Consider the following 22,227-nt stretch of genomic DNA (forward strand, 5'->3'; position numbering starts at 1 on the left):
CTCGAGCGTGCGGGGCAGGAGACCAGCCCAGCGTACTCTCGGGCCGCCGCCCGCGCCGGTCGCGCCGCGTCAGCTCCGGCGCAGGCGCCAGGCCGCCACGACGCCGGCGAGCAGCACCAGTCCGACGCCGATCCAGGCCGACCAGCCGACGCCCGCGTCGAACGCGGCTCCGGCCGAGGCGAGCAGGCTCGATGCGGACTCCGCCGGGATCTCGCCCGCGACCGCGACCGCCCCGCCCAGGGTCTCCCCCGCGCGCTGCGCCTGGCCGGCGTCGAGGCCGTCGGGCAGCACCACGCCGCTCCGGTAGGCGGCCGTCAGCACCGTGCCGAGCGTCGCCGTGCCGAGCACCGCGCCCAGCTCGTACGCCGTCTCCGACACCGCCGAGGCGGACCCGGCCTTGTCGGCGGGCGCGTTCGCGAGCACCAGCTCGTTGGAGACCGTCTCGGCCGCGCCGATCCCGAGCCCGAGGAAGGCGAACGAGACCGCGACGGTCAGCGCGGAGGCGCCGCCGGGAGCCGCACTGCCGATCGCGAGCAGCGCGTAGCCCACCGCCGAGATCACGAGTCCGGCCGGCACGACGATCCGCGGCGAGATCCGCCGGGCGATCGGCACCACGCCGAGCCCCGCGCCGATCATCACCACGAGTCCGGGTACCAGCACGAGCCCCGCCTCGAGCGGCGAGAGGCCGACGACGAGCTGGAGGTGCTGCGAGACGAAGAACAGCCCGCCGACCAGCGCGACGACGCTGAGCAGGTTGACCAGGATGGCCGCGCTGAACGAGCCGCGGCGGAAGAGCGAGAGGTCGAGCATCGGCACCTCGCGGCGCTGCTGCCGGCGCACGAAGAGCACGCCGCTCACGACGCCGACGACGAGCGAGAGCACCGCGACCGCGTCGATCCCGTGCTCGGCGGCCGACTTGATCGCGTAGACGATCGGCGCCATCGTCGCGAGCGACAGCACGATGCTGACCACGTCGACCGGGCCCGGCTTCGGGTCACGCGACTCCGGCACCAGGATCGGCGCGAGCACCACCAGCGGCAGCAGCACCGGCACCGCGAGCAGGAACACGGAGCCCCAGGGGAAGTTCTCCAGCAGCACGCCGCCGACCAGCGGGCCGACGGCCGAGCCGACCGCGAACCCGGTCGCCCAGATCGCGATCGCCATCCGGCGCTGGTCGCGGTTCGGGAAGAGGCTGCGCAGGAGGGAGAGGGTCGAGGGCATCAGGGTGGCGCCGAAGAGACCGAGCGCGGCGCGAGCAGCGATCAGGGCGCCGGCCGTCGGAGCGAAGGCCGCCGCGACGGAGACCACCGCGAAGCCGACCGCGCCGATCAGCAGGAGCTTCCGCCGGCCGACCCGGTCGCCGAGGCTGCCCATCGCCACCAGCAGTCCGGCGAGCACGAGCGGGTAGGCGTCGACGATCCAGAGCAGCTCGGTGCCGGAGGGACCGAGGTCCTCCGCGATCAGCGGCAGCGCGAAATTGAGGACGGTGTTGTCGACCGAGACGAGCAGCACCGGCAGCATCAGCACGGCCAGCGCGAACCAGGCACGGCGCCCGACGCGGGGACCGTCGGGCTCGACGGCGGCGCGCGAGGCGGGGCCGGGGGTCGTGACGGTGGTGACGGGTGCGGTGCGGGCGGACACAGTGGTGCTCTCTCTCGAACGGGGTGATCGCCACCGAGTATACCGTCCAGCCGGTACAGTAGCCAGGGGCGGAACCGGGATCCGTCCCTAGGATGGAGCCCATGCCCGCCGCCCCCGCCCGCGACCGCGTCCTCGACGCGTTCGAGGCCCTGCTGATCGAGCAGGGCGAGCGCTCGGCCACCCTCGACGCCGTGGCGAAGGCCGCCGGAGTCTCCAAGGGCGGGCTGCTCTACCACTTCCCCTCGAAGGACGCCCTCGTCGACGGACTCGTCGGCCGCCTGGACGACCGCCTCGCGGAGGACATCGACCGGATCCGCACCTCCGACGAGGGCGTCGTCCCGTACCTGATCCGCACCTCGTTCGCCGCGGACACCCCCTTCGACCGCACCATCCTCGCGGTCTCGCGCGTGGCCCAGGGCCACGACGAGCGCGCGAGCGCCGGCCTCGCGCGCATCCACGACAGCTGGTACGCCGTCGTCGCCGAGGCCGTCGGCGACCCCCTGGTCGCCCGCGCCATCGTCCTGCTGAGCGACGGCCTCTACTACAACTCCGCCCTGCTCCCCACCGGCGACAGCCCCCGCGGCGAGGCCGCCGACGTCCTCGCCGTCATCGCCCGCCTCCTCCCGAGCTGACCCCGGAGGAGCACCAGCCCGAAGGACGCGGAGCATGCTGGTCGAGTAGCCGGCCGCAGGCCGGCGTATCGAGACCCGCCCCCTACAGCCGCACGGTCCCCTCGATCAGCGTCGCCGTCGCCCCGCCGATCCACACGTCGTCGCCGACGCGCTCCACGAGCACGCGCCCCGCGCGCCCCATCGCGGTCCCCTGCGCCGCAACGTACCGCTCGGGCGCCAGCCCGGCCCCGATCAGCCACTGCGCGATCCCCGCGTTGAGACTCCCCGTCACCGGGTCCTCCGCCACGCCCGCGTCCGGGATGAACGCCCGCACCTCGAAAGCGCACTCCGCCCCCGCCGGATGCGGTCCGACCACGCCGACGGTGAGCCCGCCGAGCCGCGCCGACTCCGGTCGGATCGCGAGCACCCGCTCCGCCGACTCCAGCCGCAGCGCCAGCCAGCCGGGCCCGTTGTCGGCCCACTCGTGCCCGAGGATCTCCTCGCGGGCGAGTCCCAGCGCCGCCGCGGCGCGCGCCAGCGTCGGCTCGTCCACCGGCCCCGTGCGCTGCCGCGGCGGTGCCGCGAACGCGATCGCCCCGTCCGACACCCGGAGCCGCACGAGCCCGGCCGCGCACTCCTGCACCAGCACTCCGGCGTCGCGCGGCACTCCGCCGGCCGCCAGCCACGCGTGCGCGCTGCCGAGCGTCGGGTGCCCGGCGAACGGCAGCTCGCGCCGCGGCGTGAAGATCCGCAGCCGGTAGTCGGCCTCGGGCGACGTCGGCGGCAGCAGGAACGTCGTCTCCGACAGGTTCGTCCAGCGCGCGAACGCGGCCATCGAAGCGTCGGACACGCCGTCGCCGTCGACGACCACCGCCACCGGGTTGCCGAGGAACGGCTCCGCGCCGAACACGTCGACCTGGGCGAATCTGCGCTCCATGCTGCCGTCTCCTCCGCCGCGCTCGGACCTATTCGGTGATGTCGATCTCCTGCATCAGGTCGGCGTCGATCGCGACGCGGACCTTCTCCAGCAGTCCGTCCGGCGCCGGCGAGTCGATGGTGATCACCGAGAGGGCCTTGCCGCCCGCCTCGGTGCGCGCGATCTGCATGCCCGCGATGTTGACGGAGGCCTCGCCGAACTCGCGGCCGTAGACCGCGACGATCCCGGGACGGTCGACGTAGCTCATCACCACGTGGTGCTTCGCGAGCGGCACCTCGACGTCGTAGCCGTTGATCGCGACGAGCTTCTCGACCTGCTTGGTGCCGGTCAGCGTGCCCGAGACCGAGATCTGCGAGCCGTCCGAGAGGGCGCCGCGGAGCGTGATCACGTTGCGGTACTCGTCCGAGACCGCGTCCGTGATCAGCCGCACCTCGATGCCCCGCTGCTCCGCGAGCACCGGGGCGTTGACGTACGACACCGTCTCGGAGACGACGTTACTGAAGACGCCCTTGAGCGCCGCGAGCTTGAGCACCTTGACGTCGAAGCCGGCCAGCTCGCCGCGCACCTCGACGTCGATCGACGTCACCGGCGAGGAGGCGAGCCCGGAGAAGACCTGGCCCAGCTTCTCCACCAGCGGGATGCCCGGGCGGACGTACGGGTCGATGACGCCGCCGGCCACGTTCACCGCGTCCGGCACGAGCTCGCCCGAGAGCGCGAGTCGCACCGACTTCGCGACCGAGACGCCCGCCTTCTCCTGCGCCTCGTCCGTCGACGCGCCGAGGTGCGGAGTGACGACCACGTTCTCGAGGGCGAGCAGCGGCGAGTCGGTCGGCGGCTCCTTGACGAACACGTCGAGCCCGGCGCCGGCGATGGTCTTCGCGACGAGCGCGCGGTGCAGCGCGTCCTCGTCGATCAGCCCGCCGCGGGCGACGTTCACCAGGAACGCCGTTGGCTTCATCAGCGCGAGCTGCGCGTCCGAGATCATCCCGGTGGTCTCCGGGGTCTTCGGCATGTGGATGGTGATGAAGTCGCTCTGCGCGAGGAGCTCCTCGAGCGGCAGGAGCGTCACGCCGAGCTGCTGCGCGCGGGCGCTGGTGACGTAGGGGTCGTAGGCGACGACGTTCACGCCGAAGGCCTGCAGGCGCGCGGTGATCAGCGCGCCGATGCGGCCGAGGCCGATGATGCCGACGGTCTTCTCGTAGAGCTCGACGCCGGTGTACTTGGAGCGCTTCCAGAGGCCCTGCGCGAGCGCGCTGTGCGCGGCCGGGATGTGCCGGGCGAGGCTCAGGATGTGGCCGACGGTGAGCTCGGCCGCCGAGATGATGTTCGAGGTCGGCGCGTTCACCACCATGACACCGGCGGCGGTCGCGGCGGTGATGTCGACGTTGTCGAGGCCCACGCCCGCGCGCGCGACGACCTTGAGCGACGGCGCCGCGGCGATCGCCTCGGCGTCGACCTGCGTCGCGGAGCGGACCAGGATCGCGTCGGCCGAGCCGAGCGCCTCGAGCAGCGCGGGGCGGTCGGTGCCGTCCACGGAGCGGATCTCGAAGTCGGGACCGAGGGCGTCCACGGTGGCGGGCGAGAGTTCTTCGGCGATCAGGACGACCGGCTTAGTCACGAGAGGCGCTTCCTTCGGGGAGGGGACGGAGCGGGCACCGAGCACGAGGGCCGGTGGAGCCCCCGCCACTGTAGCGGAGGGCCGCAGCCGTCCCCGGCCGTGTGACGTCCGGTCTCGCCCGGTTGCGAACGACGCGTCTAGAGCGAGACGAGGCTCTCGAATCCGAGGATCAGCTGCACGTCGAGCGACAGCGCCGCGGAGAGGCAGAGCGCCGCGAACAGCAGCCCGGTCCGCGCCAGGAGCCCGCGCCGACGGCCGAGCACCAGCGCCAGCACGAAGCAGACCACGGGCAGCGCCAGCCCGAGCAGCAGCACCGTCCAGCCCGTGCCGTTCAGGTCGGTGCCGAGCGTGGCGGCGTAGGTGCGCAGCCCGACGAGGTTGCCGATCCCCTCCCAGACGTCCCAGGCGAAGAAGAGCGCGAAGACCGCGGCGATCAGCACCGAGAGCAGGAGGCGCTTCCGTCGGCCGTCACGGTGTCCGGTCCCGCCGAGGGTCGCCTTCACCGTGCTCCCGGTCGCAGCGGAGCCGCTCGAGACGGAGCCGGTCGATGCGGTGTCGCTCATCACGCCCCCTTCAGGAACGGCAGAGGGGCCAGCAGGATCAGCCCGGCGATCAGCCAGAGCACCCGGGTGCGCGTGCGGGCGCTCCGCGTGCCGAGCAGCACGGCGGCGAACCAGGCCGCCGGCCCCGCGACCGCGAGCCAGAGGCCGAGCCCGTAGAGCCCGCCGCCGAGCGGGTCGCCCGCGAACGTCCCGGCGACCGTGGCGTTCTGCCGCGTCGCGGTGATCATCCAGCCGATCGTCCAGAGCAGGTACAGACCCGCGGCGACGCCCATCGCGACCAGCAGCACGGAGGAGGCGGCCGCCGCCTCGGCCGCGTCGCGCTCGTCGTCCTCCAGCTCGTCGTCGTCCTCGAGCTCGTCGTCGTCCTCGCGGAGCTCGTCCGGCAGCTCGTCGACGTCGCCCTCGCGCGCCGCGCGGACCTCCGGAGCCGAGCGCACCGCACGGGGCGTCCGGCGGCGCACCGGAGCATCGCCCGCCACCAGGGTGGGGTCGCCGCCCTCGCCCGCCCAGCTGAGCGCGTCGTCGTCCCGGTCGTCCTCGGGCCTGCTGTCGATCACCGCAACACCCTAGCCGCGCGGCCTCGCCGTCGGCTCGGAGCTCCCCGACACCTCCCCGCCACCGCGGCGTCACCGCCCGGCCTCCCCGGCGGGCGACCCTTCGAGGATGGCGGAGCAGTCGGGGACGGACGAGCGCGCGATGGAGGGCGGTCGGCGCCGCTACGTCGCGATCGGGGACTCCTTCACCGAGGGCGTCGGTGACCCGCACCGGCTCCTGCCCAACGGCGTCCGCGGCTGGGCCGACCGCGTCGCCGACCGGCTCGCGCGCGCCGAGCCCGGCTGGGAGTACGCGAACCTCGCGATCCGCTCCAAGCGGCTCGCCCAGATCACCGCGGAGCAGCTGACGCCCGCGCTCGAGCTGCGGCCGACCCTCGTCACCCTCTACGCCGGCGGCAACGACATCCTCGACCTCGGCACCGACATGCGCGTGCTCATCGACGGCTACGAGCACCTCGTCGACGCCCTCGCGACGACGGGCGCCTCGCTCGTGCTCTTCACGGGCTTCGACATCCCCTTCCTGCCCGCCCCGCGGATGTTCGTCAAGCGCAACCGCGTCTACAACAGCGCCGTCCGCCGCATCGCCCGCGAGCGCGGCGCCGTCCTCGTCGACTACTGGCGGATGCAGGCGTTCCGCGACGCCGCGATGTGGTCGAGCGACCGGATGCACCTCTCCAAGCGCGGGCACCGCGTGCTCGCGGCCCAGGTGCTGGACGTCCTCGGCGTGCCGCACACCATCTCCACCGGCCCGTGGGACCCGCCCGAGCCGCTCACCCCGCGCGAGCTGCTCCGCGACCAGTACCGCTGGGCGCACGACTGGGTGCTCCCCCTCGTCGGCCGGAAGATCCGCCGGGTGACCCTCGGCGACCACCTCTCCCCGCGCTGGCCGGATCCCGTGCTCGTCCCGCCCAAGGGCGGCCTGCGCCGCCTCGCCCGCGACGCCGCCCGCTGACGAGCATCCGCGCGCAGAACATCAGCCGAGAGCACTCGTCATCGGCCATCGGCGATGAGCAGCACTCTCCGCTGATGTTCCGCGCGACGAGCCGCCCGATCCCGAAGCGCCGGCCGCTAGGACACCAGCGGCAGCCCCGCCACCAGCAGCAGCGCCACCGCGAGCATCACGATCGGCGCCACCCGTCCCGCGCCCGTGCTCGACGGTGCCGGCCTCCGCGCGAGTCCGGTCAGCCGGCGGCGGTCGATCGCGGCCACTCCCCCGCGCACCGACAGCGGTCCCTCCTCGAGATCCCCCGGCCAGCGCTCGACCAGCAGCCCGCGGCTCCGCGCCAGGGCGGCGTCGGACGCGCGCAGCACCGCCAGCGGCAGCCCGTTCGCCTGGGACGAGCCGATCCCGGCCGCCGCTCCGGCCGCGACGACGACCGCCGCCGTGACCACGGCCCCCTCCGAGCCCTGCAGGGCGATCACCGCGATCATCAGCAGCACGCCGACGAGCGCGAGGACGATGCCGACGAGCGAGAGCGCCGAGAACAGGAGGGAGTGGGCCCGCAGATCCCGCGTGGCCGCCCTCCTCCTCGCCTCGGCCCGTGCCGCACGCGACGGCGCGAGGATGCCGGCGAGGTCCGCCGGCGACAGCGCGTCCTCCGGCAGTCGCAGGTCGAACGGCAGATCGGCGGTCTCCACGAGGCCGTCCCGGCCGAGGTCGGCGGGGACCGGCCAGGCGGCCCGGGCGAAGCGGGCTCCCGCGGCCCCCGTCCGTCGCCGCAGGGCGGTGGCGGTCGCCACGAGGACCGTGCCGGCGATCAGCGCGAGCGCGAGCGCCGTCACCGTCCGCAGCGCCACCGGCGCCGACTCGAGGATCCCGCCGGACGCCAGCGCGAGCGCCGCCGCGAGCCCGCCGCCGGCCACCCCGCACAGCACGATCCCCGCCGACACCTCGTACGACAGCCCGTCCCGCGCCGCCGCCACGCCCTCGTCCCACTGCCGCAGCCGCCGTGCCCGTCGCTCCATCCGCCCCACGCTACCCGCGTGCCCCGTGAGCTCCCCCGCGGTGCGCCCGCAGCCCGAGCAGCCCGCGCCGCGTGCGCATCGAGATACACCCCGCCCGCACGACGGTCTGCAAACAACCCGCGCCGACGACGCCGGGTCTCGATACGCCCCTCCGGGGCTACTCGACCACCATGGGTGGACCGCATCCGAGGAATGCCCCCTTGCATGCTGATCGAGTAGCCCGCGCAGCGGGCGTATCGAGATCCACCCCCGCCAGAACGACGGCCCCCCGGACGCGACGGAGCCCCGGCCCCGCCGACGTCCACCGCAGAAGCGGTGTCCGTCGACAGCCCGGGGCTCCAGGTCGTCGGAGTCGGGCGACTAGCGCGCGACGCTGCCGTCGGTGTAGTCCTCGTCCGTCTGCTTCCAGGCGAAGAGCTTGCGCAGCTCGCGGCCGGTCTCCTCGATCGGGTGCTTCTCGCCCTTGGCGCGCAGCTCCTGGAACTCGGGCGCTCCCGCGTCCTGGTCCGCGATGAAGCGCTTGGCGAAGGCACCGCTCTGGATGTCGCCGAGCACCGCCTGCATGTTCTGCTTGACGCTGGGGTCGATGACGCGGGGGCCGGACACGTAGTCGCCGTACTCGGCGGTGTCGGAGACCGACCAGCGCTGCTTGGCGATGCCGCCCTCCCACATCAGGTCGACGATCAGCTTGAGCTCGTGGAGCACCTCGAAGTAGGCGATCTCGGGCTGGTAGCCGGCCTCGACGAGGGTCTCGAAGCCGTACTGGACGAGCTGCGAGGTGCCGCCGCAGAGCACGGCCTGCTCGCCGAACAGGTCGGTCTCGGTCTCCTCGGTGAAGGTCGTCTTGATGACGCCGGCGCGGGTGCCGCCGATGGCCTTCGCGTACGACTTCGCGGTCTCCCAGGCGGTGCCGGTCGCGTCGTTCTCGACGGCGATGATGTCCGGGATGCCGCGGCCGGCGACGAACTCGCGGCGCACGGTGTGGCCGGGGGCCTTCGGCGCGATCAGGATCACGTCGACGCCCGCGGGGGCCTCGATGTAGCCGAAGCGGATGTTGAAGCCGTGCGCGAAGGCGAGGGTCTTGCCCTCGGTCAGCTTGTCCGCGATCTGCTCGCTGTAGATGGCGCGCTGGTGCTGGTCCGGCGCGAGGATCATGATCAGGTCGGCCCACTCGGCGGCGTCGGCGACGCTCTTGACCTCGAACCCGTCGTCCTCGGCCTTGGCGGTCGACTTCGACCCCTCCTTGAGAGCGATTGCGACCTGGACTCCGGAGTCGCGGAGGTTCTGCGCGTGCGCGTGGCCCTGCGAGCCGTAGCCGACGATCGCGACCTTCTTGGACTGGATGATGGAGAGATCGGCGTCGGCGTCGTAGATGAGCTCGGTCACGTGATGCTTCCTTTTCTGGTTGTGGAGTGGGCGGAGCAGAGGGGACGGCGCGGAGCCGTCAGTTCTTGAAGACGCGCTCGGTGATCGACTTCGAGCCGCGGCCGATGGCCAGCAGGCCCGACTGGGCGATCTCCTTGATCCCGTAGGGCTCGATGACCCGGAGGAACGCGGTGGTCTTGCCGGAGTCGCCGGTGACCTCGATGACCAGGGCGTCGGTCGCGACGTCGACCACGCGGGCGCGGAAGAGGTTCACGGCCTCGAGCACCTGCGAGCGGGTGACGTTGTCGACGCGCACCTTCACGAGCAGGTGCTCGCGGTGCACCGACTGGTCCGGGTCGAGCTCGACGATCTTGATGACGTTGATCAGCTTGTTCAGCTGCTTGGTCACCTGCTCGAGCGGGAGGTCCTCGACATCCACGGCGACCGTGATGCGCGAGAGCCCCTCGAGCTCGGTCGGCCCGACGGCCAGCGACTCGATGTTGAAGCCGCGGCGCGCGAACAGCCCCGCGACACGGGTGAGCAGTCCCGGCTTGTCCTCGACGAGCAGGGAGAGAACGTGGTGGGTCATGCGGTCTACTCCTCGTCGTCCCAGGTCGGGCTGTGGTCTCTGGCGTACTGGACGTAGCTGTTCGAGACGCCCTGCGGGACCATCGGCCACACCATGGAGTCGCGGCTGACCACGAAGTCGATGACGACCGGCCGGTCGTTGGTGGCGATCGCCAGCTCGATGGCCGCGTCGATCTCCTCCGGCTTGGTGACCCGGATGCCCAGGGCGCCGTAGGCCTCCGCGAGCTTCACGAAGTCCGGCACCCGGACGGTGTCGTGCCCCGTGTTGAGGTCGGTGTTCGAGTAGCGGCCCTCGTAGAACAGGGTCTGCCACTGGCGGACCATGCCGAGCGAGGAGTTGTTGATCACCGCGACCTTGATCGGGATGTCGTTGATCGTGCAGGTGGCGAGCTCCTGATTGGTCATCTGGAAGCAGCCGTCGCCGTCGATCGCCCAGACCGTGCGGTCGGGCTCGCCGACCTTGGCGCCCATCGCCGCGGGCACGGAGTAGCCCATCGTGCCGGCGCCGCCGGAGTTGAGCCAGGAGTTGGGGCGCTCGTACTTGATGAACTGCGCCGCCCACATCTGGTGCTGGCCGACACCCGAGGCGAAGACGCCCTCGGGACCGGTGATCTCGCCGATCCGCTTGATCACGTACTGCGGAGACAGCAGGCCGTCGACCGGCTCGGTGTAGCCGAGCGGGAACTCCTCCTGCAGGCCCTTGAGGTAGGTCCACCAGTCGGCCGTGTCGGGCGCGGCACCGTCGATCGCCTTCGCGAACGCGTCGGTGAGGTCCGGCAGGACGTCCTTGAGGTCGCCCACGATCGGCACGTCGGCCGTGCGGATCTTGGAGATCTCGGCCGGATCGATGTCCACGTGCACGACCTTGGCGTTCGGCGCGAAGAGCGCCGCCTTGCCGGTTACCCGGTCGTCGAAGCGCGAGCCGAGCGCCAGGATCAGGTCCGACTCCTGCAGCGCGAGCACCGCGGGGACGGTGCCGTGCATGCCGGGCATGCCCAGCTGCTGCTCGTGCGAGTCGGGGAACGCGCCGCGCGCCATCAGCGTCGTGACGACGGGAGCGCCGCAGGCCTCGGCGAACGCCAGGAGCTCCGCCGCCGCACGGGCGCGGATGATGCCGCCGCCGACGTAGAGCACCGGCTTCTTCGCCTCGGCCAGCAGCTGCGCCGCGGCCTGGATCTGCTTGCCGTGGGCCTTCGTCACCGGGCGGTAGCCGGGCAGGTCGATCTTCGGCGGCCAGCTGAACGGCGCGGCGTCCTGCTGCGCGTCCTTGGTGATGTCGACGAGCACGGGGCCGGGGCGGCCGGTCGTCGCGATCAGCACGGCGGAGGCGAGCGCCGAGGGGATGTCCTCGGGGCGCGTGACCAGGATCGAGTGCTTGGTGATCGGCATCGTGATGCCGACGATGTCCGCCTCCTGGAAGGCGTCGGTGCCCATCAGCGTCGAGAAGACCTGACCGGTGATCGCGAGCATCGGCACGGAGTCCATGTAGGCGTCCGCGATCGCCGTGACGAGGTTGGTCGCGCCGGGCCCGGAGGTCGCGATGCAGACGCCGAGCTTGCCGGTCGCCGCGGCGTAGCCCTCGGCCGCGTGGCCGGCGCCCTGCTCGTGGCGGACCAGGATGTGGCGGATCTTCGACGAGTCCATCAGCGGGTCGTAGACGGGCAGGATCGCGCCGCCGGGCAGACCGAAGACGTCCTCGATCCCGAGCATCTCGAGCGAGCGGACGACCGCCTGCGCTCCGGTGAGCGACTCGACGACGGGAGCGACCGCCGGCGCGGACGCGGCGGAGCGGGGTGGCTGGGGGGTCGGGGCGGGAGGCGCGGCGGACGGGTCCGGGGTCATGCGGGTGTCGATTCCTTCGAAGCGGTGTGCGGCGGCGGGCACCGGGGGCTCGGAGTGCGAGCGAGCGGTGCCCGGGAGGCGCGAGTGCGCGGCCGGCCCGAGCGGGCCGGGATCAACCCGTGGTGGCGCCCTCGGCGGCCGAGCGGACGAGCTTGGCGTACTTGGCGAGGACACCGCGGGTGTAGCGCGGAGGGAGGGGCGCCCAGCCTTCTCGGCGGGCGGCGAGCTCGGATTCGTCGACGAGTAGGTCGATCGATCGAGCGGCGATGTCGACCCGAATCGGGTCTCCGTCGCGAACGAATGCGATGGGACCTGCGTCCACCGATTCGGGAGCTATGTGGCCGATGCACAGGCCGGTTGTGCCGCCTGAGAATCGTCCGTCGGTCAACAGTAGTACATCTTTTCCGAGGCCGGCCCCCTTGATGGCGGCCGTGATGGCCAGCATCTCGCGCATGCCCGGGCCGCCCTTGGGGCCCTCGTAGCGGATGACCACCACGTCGCCCTTCGTGATCTCGCCGTCGGTGAGGGCGTCCATCGCGGCGCGCTCGCGCTCGAACACCCGCGCGGGACCCTCGAACACGGAGGCGTCGAAGCCGGCCGTCTTGACGACCGCGCCCTCGGGGGCGAGCGAGCCCTTGAGCACGGTCAGCCCGCCGGTGGCGTGGATCGGGTTGTCGAGGGTGCGGATGACCTCGCCGTCCAGCGGCGCGATGTCCATCGCCGCGAGGTTCTCGGCGACGGTCCTGCCGGTGACGGTGAGGCAGTCGCCGTGCAGCAGGCCCGCGTCGAGCAGGGCCTTCATCACGGCGGGGACGCCGCCGTGGCGGTCGACGTCGTTCATGACGTACTTGCCGAACGGCTTGAGGTCGCCGATGTGCGGGATCGTGTCGCCGATGCGGTTGAAGTCGTCGATCGTGAGGTCGACCTCGGCCTCGTTGGCGATCGCGAGCAGGTGCAGGATGACGTTGGTCGAGCCGCCGAAGGCCATGGCCACGGCGATCGCGTTCTCGAACGCCTCCTTGGTCAGGATGTCGCGCGCGGTGGTGCCGTTGCGCAGCAGCTCGACGACCGCCTCCCCCGACTTGCGGGCGAAGTAGTCGCGGCGGCGGTCGGCCGCGGCGGGCGACGCGGAGCCGGGAAGGCTCATCCCGAGCGCCTCGGCGACGCTGGCCATCGTGTTCGCGGTGTACATGCCGCCGCACGAGCCCTCGCCCGGGGCGAAGGCGCACTCGATGCGCTTGGCGTCCTCCTCGGACATGATCCCGGCTTTGACGCCGCCGACCGCCTCGAAGGAGTCGATGATCGTGATGTCCTTCTCGGTGCCGTCGGACAGCTTGACCCAGCCCGGCGCGATCGATCCGGCGTAGACGAAGACGGCGGCGAGGTCGAGCCGCGCGGCGGCCATCAGCATGCCGGGCAGCGACTTGTCGCAGCCGGCCAGCATGACGGTGCCGTCGAGGCGCTCGGCCATCATCACGGTCTCGACGGAGTCGGCGATGACCTCGCGCGAGACGAGCGAGAAGTGCATGCCCTCGTGGCCCATCGAGATGCCGTCCGAGACGGAGATGGTGCCGAACTGCAGCGGGTAGCCGCCGCCCGAGTGCACGCCCTCCTTCGCGCTGCGCGCGAGGCGCTCCAGCGAGAGGTTGCAGGGGGTGATCTCGTTCCAGGACGACGCGATGCCGATCTGGGGCTTCTCCCAGTCGTCATCACCCATTCCCACGGCACGCAGCATCCCGCGCGACGTCGTCGCCTCGATGCCGTCCGTGACGGTGCGCGAACGAGGCTTCCAATCGATTTCCGGCATGTGACGAGGCTACCGCCTCGCGCGCGGTGCTCCGGCGCTCCGGAGCGCGCCCCGATCCGTCGCGAACGGTCACCTCCGGAGCCTCGATCCGTCACGGATGGTCGTGTCGTCAGCCGCGCACCGACCGTTCGTGACGGATCGACCGGCGCTGGTCAGTCCGCGGTGGCGCGGAAGTCGGCGAGGATCGACAGCACGTGGGCGATCTGCTCGGGGCCGCGGACGCGGTAGGCGGCCGAGGTCGTGCCGGGACCGCTCTTGACGCCGACGTCACCGGTGCCGAGCACCGCGAAGGCGTCCTCGTCGGTGACGTCGTCGCCCGCGTAGAGCACGGCGGTCGCGCCGGTGTAGCGGCGCAGGTGCTGCACGGCCTCGCCCTTGGTGGTCGAGCGGACCGAGAACTCCAGGACGTTCTTGCCCTCGCGAACGGTGACGCCCTCGACCTCGGCGCGCGCCTCCGACAGGGCGACGACGTGCGCGACACGGCTGTGCCGGTCGGTGGCCAGGCGCGTGTGCAGGGCGAAGCCGGCCGGCTTGTCCTCGATCCAGACGTTGTCGATCCCGCGGGCGATGCCCTTCAGGACGTCCTCGAGGACGCCGACCTTCTCCAGCTCGGTCTCGTCGAGGCGGACGGCGTCGTCGCCCGGGTCCAGGCGGATCTCGATGCCGTGCGAGCCGACCAGCAGCGCCTCGTCCGGCAGCTGCGCGACCTCCTCGAGGCTCCCGAGGGCGCGGCCGGAGACCAGCGCGACGCGGGTGCCGGGCAGTGCGAGCAGTCGGAGGACCGCCTCGCGCGCCTCGGGCAGGGCGCGGGCGTGCGCCGGGTCGTCGACCTCGGGTGCGAGCGTCCCGTCGAAGTCCAGGGCCACCAGCAGGCGTCCGGTCGCCGCCAGCTCGTGCAGCGCGGCGACGAGGCGGTCGGGCACTCCGGGCAGGTGCTCGCCGGGGGTCGGCATGACGGCGGTCATCGCGACGCCTCCGCCTCGTCGCGGCGGGCGTCCTGGTGGTGCGCGTCCTCGGCGGCGCGTCCGCGGACGCCGTCCTCGTGGTGCTCCGCCTCCTGGCCGAGCGGCGCCTCCTGGCCGCGCGCGGCCGGGTGCACGTCGAGCTGCTGACCCGCGGCGTGCTCGCTCAGCGCATCGAGGAAGCTCGCCGACCAGCGCGACACGTCGTTCTCGAGCACGCGGCGGCGCAGCGCCCGCATCCGGCGGGTGCGCTCGGCCCGCGGCATGCGAGCCGCGTTCTCGATGGCGTCCTTGAGGCCGGAGATGTCGTGCGGGTTGATCTGAACGGCCTGCTTGAGCTCGTCGGCCGCTCCGGTGAACTCGCTCAGCACGAGCACGCCGTCGTTGTCGAAGCGGGAGGCGACGTACTCCTTCGCGACCAGGTTCATCCCGTCGCGCAGCGCCGTCACCAGCATCACGTCGGCGGCGAGGTAGAGGGCGACCATCTCCTCGCGCGGGTAGCCGTGGTGCAGATAGCTGATCGCCGGATTGCCGATCGTGCCGTAGTCGCCGTTGATCCGGCCGACCTGCAGCTCGATGTCGTCCCGCAGCTGCTTGTAGGTCTCGACCCGCTCGCGGCTCGGGCTCGCGACCTGCACGAGCACCGCGTCCTTGGTGCTGAGCCGCCCGTCGGCGAGCAGCTCGCCGAACGCCTTCAGCCGGTGGCCGATGCCCTTGGTGTAATCGAGGCGGTCGACGCCGAGCATGACGGTCTCGGGATCGCCCAGGTCGGAGCGGATCTGGCGCGCCCGCTCCTGAATCTCCGGGGTGCGCGCCATCGCCTCGAAGGCGGCGGAGTCGATCGAGATCGGGAAGTGCCGGGCGACGACCGGGCGGACGCTGGCGCCGCGGCGCGAGCGGTTGACCCGCCGGGTGCCGTCGACCGCGTCGTCCTCGACCGGCACCTCGACGACGGTGCTGCGGGTGTCGTAGCCGAGCAGGCGGCGGACCGCGCGGAGGAAGCTGCCCGCGTCGCCCTGGCGCTGGAAGCCGATCACGTCGGCACCGAGGAGGCCCTCGACGATCTGCTTGCGCCACGGGAGCTGGGCGAAGATGCCGTAGGGCGGGAACGGGATGTGGTTGAAGAAGCCGATCGTGACGTCCGGCCGCAGCTCGCGGAGCATCTTCGGCACCAGCTGCAGCTGGTAGTCCTGCACCCAGACCACGCCGTCCTGCTCGGTGACCGCGGCGGCGGCCTCGGCGAAGCGGCGGTTCACCCGCACGTAGGCGTCCCACCACTCGCGGTGGTAGGTGGGCGGCGCGATCACGTCGTGGTACAGCGGCCAGAGGGTGTCGTTGGAGAAGCCCTCGTAGTAGTCCTCGAGCTCCTGGGCGCTGAGGGCGACCGGGACGATCAGCACGCCGTCGTTCTCGAACGGCGCGACCTCCTCGTCCGCGACTCCGGGCCAGCCGACCCAGGCGCCCTCGTTGGCCCGCATCACGGGCTCGAGCGCGGTGACCAGCCCGCCGGGCGAGGTCTTCCACGAGGCCGTGCCGTCGGCGTCGACGACGCGGTCGACGGGGAGGCGGTTGGAGACGACGACGAACGCGTTGCGCGCTCCGGCGGTGTGGTCGGCGGCGGCTGGAGTCGTCCCGTCGGCGCTGTCCTCGAGGGGTGCGGGGGCGGAGGCGGAGTGCGGAGGAATGGTGGTCCCGATCGTCGGTCGTGCCCGTCTTCGTACCCGCCGAGGCTACCAGCCGCACTCGAACGGGGGCCGGGCTCAGCCCTGGGCGAGGGCGAGCGCGAGCACCGCGCCGCCGACGGTCGGCACCACCGCGACGGCACCGAGCAGCGCGTACTGCCGCCAGGAGATGGTCACGCCGAGCGCGGTCAGCCGCTGGTGCCAGAGCAGGGTGGCGAGCGAGGCCCACGGGGTGATCAGCGGACCGGCGTTCACGCCGATCAGCAGGGCGACCAGGCGCACCGGGTCGGCGGCGACCGGCTCGAGCGCGAGGTAGGCGGGCAGGTTGTCGACGAGGTTCGCGGCGACGACACCGGAGCCCGCGAGCCGGAGCAGCTCGCCCACGCCGCTCCCGTCGCCCGCGACCACGGCGAGCGCCGCTCCGAGGCCGAGCTGGTGCGCCGCCTCCATCACGACGAAGAGACCGGAGGCGAAGACGACCAGCTGCCACGGCAGGAGCGAGACCTTCAGCGCGGACGGCCGCCGCACCGCGAAGAGCACGACGAGGGCGAGCGCCGCGACGGCCGCCGGGATCCACACCTCGAGCCCGGAGACGAGGGCGGGCAGCAGCAGCGCGACGACGACGCCGGCGCCGATCAGCAGGACGCGGTCCTCGACCGGGGTCCGCTCCCCCGTCCGGTAGCGGCCGGCCAGCTCGCGGCGGTAGCGGATCGCGAGCACGAGGACCGGGATCACGGCGGCGACGAGCGCGGGCGCGGCGGTCAGCGCGGCGAAGGCGAGCGGCCCGTCGACGCCGAGCCGCCTCTCTGCCAGGAGGTTGGTGAGGTTCGACACAGGGAGCAGCAGGGAGGCGCAATTGGCGAGCCAGACGGTCGCCATCGCGAACGGCAGCGGCGACACCCGGACGTGCGTGGCGAGCAGCACGACGACCGGCGTGAGCAGCACGGCGGTGGTGTCGAGGGAGAGGAAGACGGTGCTGACGATCGCCATCGCGACCACCAGGAGCCAGAGCAGAGCCGTCCGTCCTCGGCCCCAAGTCGCCGCCCGCTCGGCCACGACCGTGAAGACTCCGGCCTCGGAGGCCAGCTCCGCCACCACGGTGACGGCGACCACGAAGGCGAGGATCGGCGCGGTGCGCTCGACCAGCTCGCCCAGCGCGTCCATCGGCAGGACCCCGGTGAGAGCGGCGATCACGCCGAGCACGAGGAGCACCGCCCCGATCACAGCCGTGCGCATCTCGTATCCGTTCTCCTCGGTCCCTGCCGCGGCCCGGCGGCGAGCAGCGGTTCACCGTAGCGGGCGGGATCGACGACGGAGCCGTCCGCTGGCCGTCGGCGGTGTCAACCGTTGGGAGAGAACGGGGCCGGGCCACTAGCGTCGTGGTGAACACAGGAGGCAATCGATGCGCAAGTTCATCCTCAATTCCAGCGTCATCAGCGCGATCGTCGGAGGCTGGTCCATCCTGCAGACGACGCGCAAGGGTCCGCGCGACTGGCGGCTGGCCCTGCAGTGGGTCAGCTGGGCGATCGCTCTCGCGGTCGCCATCGGCTCGGTCTCCTACGACTCGAAGGAGCTCGTCAAGGAGCAGAACGGCAAGAAGCGCGACCGCTGACCGCCTTCTGACACGCCGCGCGCCATCGGCCGCGGCGTGTCAGCGCGCTCCGGCACCGTCGCCCCTGGACACTGGAGGTCCAGCACGCGGCACGGGAAACGGGGTTCGTCATGAGGTTTCGTCTGAGGCGCCGTCAGCCGGCCCCCGAGGTCGTCGCGGCCCCCGCGCTCACGCAGGACGAGCTCTTCGCCGTCGTGCACGAGCGCCTCTCCGCCTTCGTCGGCGCCGAGGGCGCCTGGGTCGTCACCCGGCGCAGCCACGACGACCGCGACCCGATCTTCCACGGGATGCTCGCCCGCTCGCTCGCCCACGAGCTGTCCGCCGCCATCCAGGCCGAGCAGCTCCGCGCCGGCGTCGAGGCCACCGCCAACCCGGTCACCTCCGCCATCCCCGTCATGCGCGCCTCCACTCCCCCCGTCACCGCGGAGCCGGCCGCTCCTGTCGCCGAGCCCGCCGCCCTCACCTGGGACCCCAAGCCGATCGCCGTCTGGGCCGAGCCCGACGCCGCCTCCGTCGCGACCCCGGCCGACGCCACTCGCTGACCCGGCGGGTCTCGATACGCCGCTCCGCGGCTACTCGACCAGCATGGAATGCCGCCGCGTCGCCGGCATGCTCCGACCCATGCTGATCGGGTGGCCCTCGCAGAGGGCGCCACTCATGCTGATCGAGTAGCCCTCGCAGAGGGCGCCACTCATGCTGATCGAGTAGCCCTCGCAGGGGGCGTATCGAGATCCCGCGCCCGTCAGAGCAGGTCGAGGATGTCGTTCTTCAGCGCCTCCGCGCGGGGGCCGAAGACCGCCTGCACGCTCTCGCCGACCTCCAGCACGCCGGCCGCGCCGAGAGCCTTCAGCCGCGCGGGATCGACCAGCGCCCGGTCGCCGACCTGGACGCGCAGCCGCGTGATGCACGCGTCGACGTGGACGAGGTTGCCGCGCCCGCCGAAGGCCGCGATGAGCGACTCGGCCTCGGACTCCGGCGGAGCGTCCGCCGCGGAGATCGGCTCCGCCGCGACCGCGACGGGTTCACCCTCGTCCACTCCGGAGACGACCTCCTCCCGCCCCGGTGTGCGCAGGTTCCACCTCCTGATCACCACCCGGAACAGCAGGTAGTACACGGCGAAGTACACGACGCCCATCACCACGAGCAGCCCGACGTTCTTCGCAGCCGGCGCCGTGCCGTAGAGAAGCAGGTCGACGAGCCCGGCGGAGAACGAGAAGCCGAGATGGATGTCGAGGAGGTCAGCGATCGCGAGGGACAGCCCGGTCAGCACGGCGTGCACGACGTAGAGCGGGAACGCCGCGAACATGAACGCGAACTCCAGCGGCTCCGTGATGCCGGTGAGGAAGGCGGTCAGCCCGGCCGCACCGAGGATTCCGATCGCGGCCGCGCGCTGCGAGCGGTTCGACACGTGGATCATCGCCAGCGCCGCCGCCGGGAGTCCGAACATGAGCACCGGGTAGAAGCCCGAGGTGAGCGCGCCGGCCGTCGGGTCGCCCGCGGCGAACCGGGTCAGCTCCCCCGTGACGACGCCGCCGTCGGCGTTCGTGTACGAGCCCTGGAGGAACCAGACGTACGAGTTGAGGATGTGGTGCAGCCCCAGCGGGATCAGCATGCGGTTGGCGAAGCCGTAGATGAAGGCGCCGAGCGCCCCGGTGCCGCCGATGAAGGCGCCGAGACCGGTGAGGCCGGACTCGAAGACCGGATAGAACCAGCTCAGACCGAAGCCGACGACGAGGCACGCGAGTGAGACGACGATCGGGACGAACCGCCGGCCGCTGAAGAACCCGAGGTAGGCGGGGAGCTCGATGGTGTGGAACCGGTCGAACAGCACGGCCGTGAGCAGACCGACCACGATCCCGCCGAAGACGCTGTAGTCGATCTGCGCCTGGTCGCCGGCGGCCGTCGTCCGCCCCGCCAGGACGATCGGTGACAGGACGGTGAAGACCTTCGCGAGCACGAGGTGGCCGACGACGGCCGCGAGGGCGGTCGAGCCGTCCGGCTTCCTGGTGAAGCCGATGGCGACACCGACGGCGAACAGCAGCGCCAGGTTCTCGAAGAGCGCGCCGCCCGCCGCGCTCATCGCCTGGAAGAACGGACCGAGGACGGGCAGATCGATCCGCCCGAGCAGGTCGGGCTGTCCGATCCGGAGGAGGAGCCCTGCGGCGGGGAGCACCGCGATCGGGAGCATGAGGCTCTTGCCGAGGCGCTGCAGACCCGCGAAGCCCGGGAGGACGAGGCGACGGCGGGAGGCGGGCGTGCTCCGAGGACGGGTGGTCATGTGGAGAGCAGAGGATCACCGGCGAGGACGGATGCGCCGTCCTCCGCGAGGGCGTCGACGTGGTCCGCGGTCCGCTCCAGCACGACCACGGGCACCACCGTCGGGAGTCCCGCGGCGAGGACCGCCGGGACGTCGTACTCCAGGACCGGGGTCCCGGCTTCGACGCGGTCGCCCTTGGCGGCGAGGACCGTGAAGCCGGCGCCCTTCAGCCCCACCGTGTCGATCCCGAGGTGGACGAGCACCGCTCGTCCGCTGTCCGCGACGACCACGAACGCGTGCGGCAGCACCTGGAGCAGGACGCCGCGGACCGGCGAGAGGACCTCGACGCGCTCCGCGGGAGGCTCGATCGCCATCCCCGCTCCCATCACGCCGGCCGCGAAGAGCTGATCGGGGACGGCTGAGAGGGGCACGGCGCGCCCGGCGAGTGGGGACAGGACGACGACCACGGAGACTCCCTCGAACCGGAGACCGGCTCGTACTCGGCACCGGTCGCCGATCACAGTAGGTCGGAGCGGAGCCCGGCAGTGCTGTGGCGCGAAACGCCCTGCGCGGTCACCGCCGGGGTCTCGATACGCCGCTCCGCGGCTACTCGACCAGCATGACCCCCCTGCTGATCGGTCAGCACTGCAGAAGGCGTCTCCGCTTCATGCTGATCGAGTAGCGCTCGCAGAGCGCGTATCGAGATCCACCCCGCTGAGCACGCCGGGTCTCGATACGCCGCTCCGCGGCTACTCGACCAGCAAGGGGCGCGCGACCCAGCGGCCCCTCCCGCACGTCCGCGCTCAGACCGTCGGCCAGCTCTCCGGGCCCTCGCTGCCGGCCGGGTACTCGTCCAGCGGCACGTCGTCGGCGCGCCAGGCGTCGATCGCGGGCTGGACGATGCGCCAGCACTCCTCGGCCGCGTCGCCGCGGACCGAGAGCGACGGGTCGTCGTCGAGGATCCCCGAGATGACCTCGCCGTAGGCCAGCAGCTCCCCCGCGCCGAAGGTCGCCTCGAGCGATGCGCGCTCGAGCGTGTACGGGTCGCCGGGGCCGTTGATGTTCAACTCGAGCGCCATCTGGTCCGGCGCGAGGAACAACCGCAGCACCGACGCCTCGGCCGTCCCGTGGAAGCCGGCCGGCAGGTGCGGCACCGGCTTGAAGCGGATGACGATCTCGCGCCGCCGCTCGCCCAGCGCCTTGCCCGAGCGCAGCGTGAACGGCACGCCCGCCCAGCGCCAGGTGTCGATCTCGACGATCAGCTCGGCCAGCGTCTCGGTCTTGCGCGACGGGTCGACGCCCTTCTCATCCGTGTAGGCGGGGAGCTCGCGCCCGTCCACAGAGCCGGCGGTGTAGCGCGCCCGACGCGAGTTCGCACTCAGGTCCTCGCCGTGCAGCCGCGTCGCCCGCAGCACGATGCCCTTGGCGTCGCGCAGGTCCGCCGCGCCCAGCGTCGACGGCGGCTCCATCGCGACGACCGCCAGCACCTGCAGCAGGTGGCTCTGGATCATGTCGATCAGCGCACCCGCGCCGTCGTAGTAGCCCGCGCGCCCCTCGAGGCCCAGCTGCTCGTCGTAGACGATCGCGACGCTCTCGATGTGCTCCGCGGACCACAGCGGCTCGAGGATCCGGTTCGCGAAGCGCAACCCGAGCAGGTTCATGACGGTCGCACGGCCGAGGAAGTGGTCGACGCGGTGCACGCGGTCCTCGGGGACGAGCGCCGCGACGCGCGCGTTCAGGTCCCGAGCGCTCTTCTCGTCGGTGCCGAACGGCTTCTCGAGCGCGAGGACCGTCCCCTCCGGCAGCTCGTGCGCGGCGAGCGCGTCGCAGGCCTTCGCGGCGACGGCGGGCGGCAGGGCGAAGTAGATCGCGACGGGTCCCTCGCAGCTCGCGAGCAGCGCGGCGAGCGCCTCCGGATCCGTCACGTCCACCTGCTGGTAGCGCGTGCCCGAGACCAGGGCGTCGATGCCGGCGCCCGAGGCGGTCTCCGTGGCGAACGACGTGGACACCACCTCGTGCCAGTGCTCCTGCGTCCAGTCCTCCTGACCGGCGCCGACGAGGTGCAGGCGGCGATCGGGCTCGCGGGTCAGGAGCTGACCGACAGCGGGGAGGAGGAGGCGGGCGGACAGGTCGCCCGTCGCACCGAGGATGAGCAGCGTGTGGACCGACTGAGGCATGCGCCACACCCTACGGCGCCCCCGCCGACCGTTTCCCGGCCTTGAC

The 22,227-nt window shown here is 72.4% G+C and carries 20 protein-coding genes; 4 read left to right on the forward strand and 16 right to left on the reverse strand.

Going from position 1 to position 22,227, the window contains the following annotated elements; all coding sequences use genetic code 11:
* Window positions 1-69: 69 nt before the first annotated feature.
* A complete protein-coding gene (locus tag EDF22_RS11265; protein ID WP_260303423.1) occupies window positions 70-1,641 on the reverse strand; it encodes an MFS transporter in 1,572 nt (523 codons plus the stop codon).
* A 101-nt stretch (window positions 1,642-1,742) separates the two neighbouring features.
* Between EDF22_RS11265 and EDF22_RS11270 the strand changes: the two genes are divergently transcribed.
* Window positions 1,743-2,273 (forward strand): TetR/AcrR family transcriptional regulator, encoded by a 531-nt coding sequence (locus EDF22_RS11270; protein WP_123447970.1) that lies wholly within the window; start codon window positions 1,743-1,745, stop codon window positions 2,271-2,273.
* Between the two features lie 82 nt (window positions 2,274-2,355).
* On the opposite strand, the gene EDF22_RS11275 is transcribed toward EDF22_RS11270, so the two are convergent.
* The 4 genes from EDF22_RS11275 to EDF22_RS11290 form a co-directional block, all read right to left on the reverse strand.
* Entirely contained in the window at window positions 2,356-3,189 is an 834-nt protein-coding gene (locus tag EDF22_RS11275) for a PhzF family phenazine biosynthesis protein (RefSeq protein ID WP_123705052.1), read from the reverse strand.
* Window positions 3,190-3,217: 28 nt separating this feature from the next.
* Window positions 3,218-4,807, reverse strand: a complete 1,590-nt coding sequence (gene serA / locus EDF22_RS11280; protein WP_123705053.1) for a phosphoglycerate dehydrogenase — start codon at window positions 4,805-4,807, stop codon at window positions 3,218-3,220.
* A gap of 137 nt (window positions 4,808-4,944) precedes the next feature.
* Entirely contained in the window at window positions 4,945-5,370 is a 426-nt protein-coding gene (locus EDF22_RS11285; RefSeq protein WP_123705054.1) for a hypothetical protein, read from the reverse strand.
* Window positions 5,370-5,927: a hypothetical protein gene (locus EDF22_RS11290; RefSeq protein ID WP_123705055.1), complete on the reverse strand. Its 558-nt coding sequence runs from the start codon at window positions 5,925-5,927 to the stop codon at window positions 5,370-5,372. The genes EDF22_RS11285 and EDF22_RS11290 overlap by 1 nt, the downstream gene beginning before the upstream one ends.
* 106 nt (window positions 5,928-6,033) lie before the next feature.
* Between EDF22_RS11290 and EDF22_RS11295 the strand changes: the two genes are divergently transcribed.
* Window positions 6,034-6,876, forward strand: coding sequence for an SGNH/GDSL hydrolase family protein (locus tag EDF22_RS11295; protein WP_260303425.1), 843 nt, complete (start codon window positions 6,034-6,036; stop codon window positions 6,874-6,876).
* A gap of 116 nt (window positions 6,877-6,992) precedes the next feature.
* Here EDF22_RS11295 and EDF22_RS11300 read toward each other — a convergent pair whose 3' ends face one another.
* The 8 genes from EDF22_RS11300 to EDF22_RS11335 form a co-directional block, all read right to left on the reverse strand.
* Window positions 6,993-7,889: a hypothetical protein gene (locus EDF22_RS11300; protein WP_148059180.1), complete on the reverse strand. Its 897-nt coding sequence runs from the start codon at window positions 7,887-7,889 to the stop codon at window positions 6,993-6,995.
* A gap of 360 nt (window positions 7,890-8,249) precedes the next feature.
* Window positions 8,250-9,275, reverse strand: coding sequence for a ketol-acid reductoisomerase (gene ilvC / locus EDF22_RS11305; RefSeq protein ID WP_123705057.1), 1,026 nt, complete (start codon window positions 9,273-9,275; stop codon window positions 8,250-8,252).
* A gap of 58 nt (window positions 9,276-9,333) precedes the next feature.
* Window positions 9,334-9,843: an acetolactate synthase small subunit gene (gene ilvN / locus EDF22_RS11310; RefSeq protein WP_123447978.1), complete on the reverse strand. Its 510-nt coding sequence runs from the start codon at window positions 9,841-9,843 to the stop codon at window positions 9,334-9,336.
* Window positions 9,844-9,848: 5 nt separating this feature from the next.
* Complete coding sequence (locus EDF22_RS11315; RefSeq protein WP_123705058.1) at window positions 9,849-11,684, reverse strand: acetolactate synthase large subunit; 1,836 nt, start codon at window positions 11,682-11,684, stop codon at window positions 9,849-9,851.
* A gap of 112 nt (window positions 11,685-11,796) precedes the next feature.
* On the reverse strand, window positions 11,797-13,491 hold the full coding sequence (gene ilvD / locus EDF22_RS11320) for a dihydroxy-acid dehydratase (protein WP_123705059.1): 1,695 nt from the start codon (window positions 13,489-13,491) through the stop codon (window positions 11,797-11,799).
* Window positions 13,492-13,643: 152 nt separating this feature from the next.
* Complete coding sequence (gene otsB, locus EDF22_RS11325; RefSeq protein ID WP_123705060.1) at window positions 13,644-14,456, reverse strand: trehalose-phosphatase; 813 nt, start codon at window positions 14,454-14,456, stop codon at window positions 13,644-13,646.
* The gene (locus tag EDF22_RS11330) at window positions 14,453-16,150 is read right to left on the reverse strand and encodes a trehalose-6-phosphate synthase (RefSeq protein WP_397460165.1); all 1,698 of its coding nucleotides are present in this window, start codon (window positions 16,148-16,150) and stop codon (window positions 14,453-14,455) included. Before EDF22_RS11330 ends, otsB begins: the two co-directional genes overlap by 4 nt.
* 63 nt (window positions 16,151-16,213) lie before the next feature.
* On the reverse strand, window positions 16,214-17,371 hold the full coding sequence (locus EDF22_RS11335; RefSeq protein ID WP_123705062.1) for an SLC13 family permease: 1,158 nt from the start codon (window positions 17,369-17,371) through the stop codon (window positions 16,214-16,216).
* A gap of 166 nt (window positions 17,372-17,537) precedes the next feature.
* On the opposite strand from EDF22_RS11335, the gene EDF22_RS11340 reads away from it, so the two are divergent.
* The gene (locus tag EDF22_RS11340; RefSeq protein ID WP_123447985.1) at window positions 17,538-17,747 is read left to right on the forward strand and encodes a hypothetical protein; all 210 of its coding nucleotides are present in this window, start codon (window positions 17,538-17,540) and stop codon (window positions 17,745-17,747) included.
* A 110-nt stretch (window positions 17,748-17,857) separates the two neighbouring features.
* Window positions 17,858-18,289, forward strand: coding sequence for a hypothetical protein (locus EDF22_RS11345; RefSeq protein WP_123705063.1), 432 nt, complete (start codon window positions 17,858-17,860; stop codon window positions 18,287-18,289).
* Between the two features lie 200 nt (window positions 18,290-18,489).
* Here the strand turns inward: EDF22_RS11345 and EDF22_RS11350 are convergent, their stop codons facing one another.
* The 3 genes from EDF22_RS11350 to EDF22_RS11360 all read right to left on the reverse strand — a co-directional run bounded on the left by EDF22_RS11350 (window position 18,490) and on the right by EDF22_RS11360 (window position 22,181).
* Window positions 18,490-20,025 carry a PTS transporter subunit EIIC gene (locus EDF22_RS11350; RefSeq protein ID WP_221180918.1) on the reverse strand — a complete coding sequence of 512 codons (1,536 nt, stop codon included), beginning with the start codon at window positions 20,023-20,025 and terminating at the stop codon, window positions 18,490-18,492.
* Window positions 20,022-20,525 (reverse strand): PTS glucose transporter subunit IIA, encoded by a 504-nt coding sequence (locus EDF22_RS11355; RefSeq protein ID WP_221180919.1) that lies wholly within the window; start codon window positions 20,523-20,525, stop codon window positions 20,022-20,024. The genes EDF22_RS11350 and EDF22_RS11355 overlap by 4 nt, the downstream gene beginning before the upstream one ends.
* Before the next feature lie 282 nt (window positions 20,526-20,807).
* Entirely contained in the window at window positions 20,808-22,181 is a 1,374-nt protein-coding gene (locus EDF22_RS11360) for a glucose-6-phosphate dehydrogenase (RefSeq protein ID WP_185038872.1), read from the reverse strand.
* Between the last annotated feature and the right edge of the window lie 46 nt (window positions 22,182-22,227).

Source organism: Rathayibacter sp. PhB127, assembly GCF_003751665.1.
Lineage (GTDB): Bacteria > Actinomycetota > Actinomycetes > Actinomycetales > Microbacteriaceae > Rathayibacter > Rathayibacter festucae.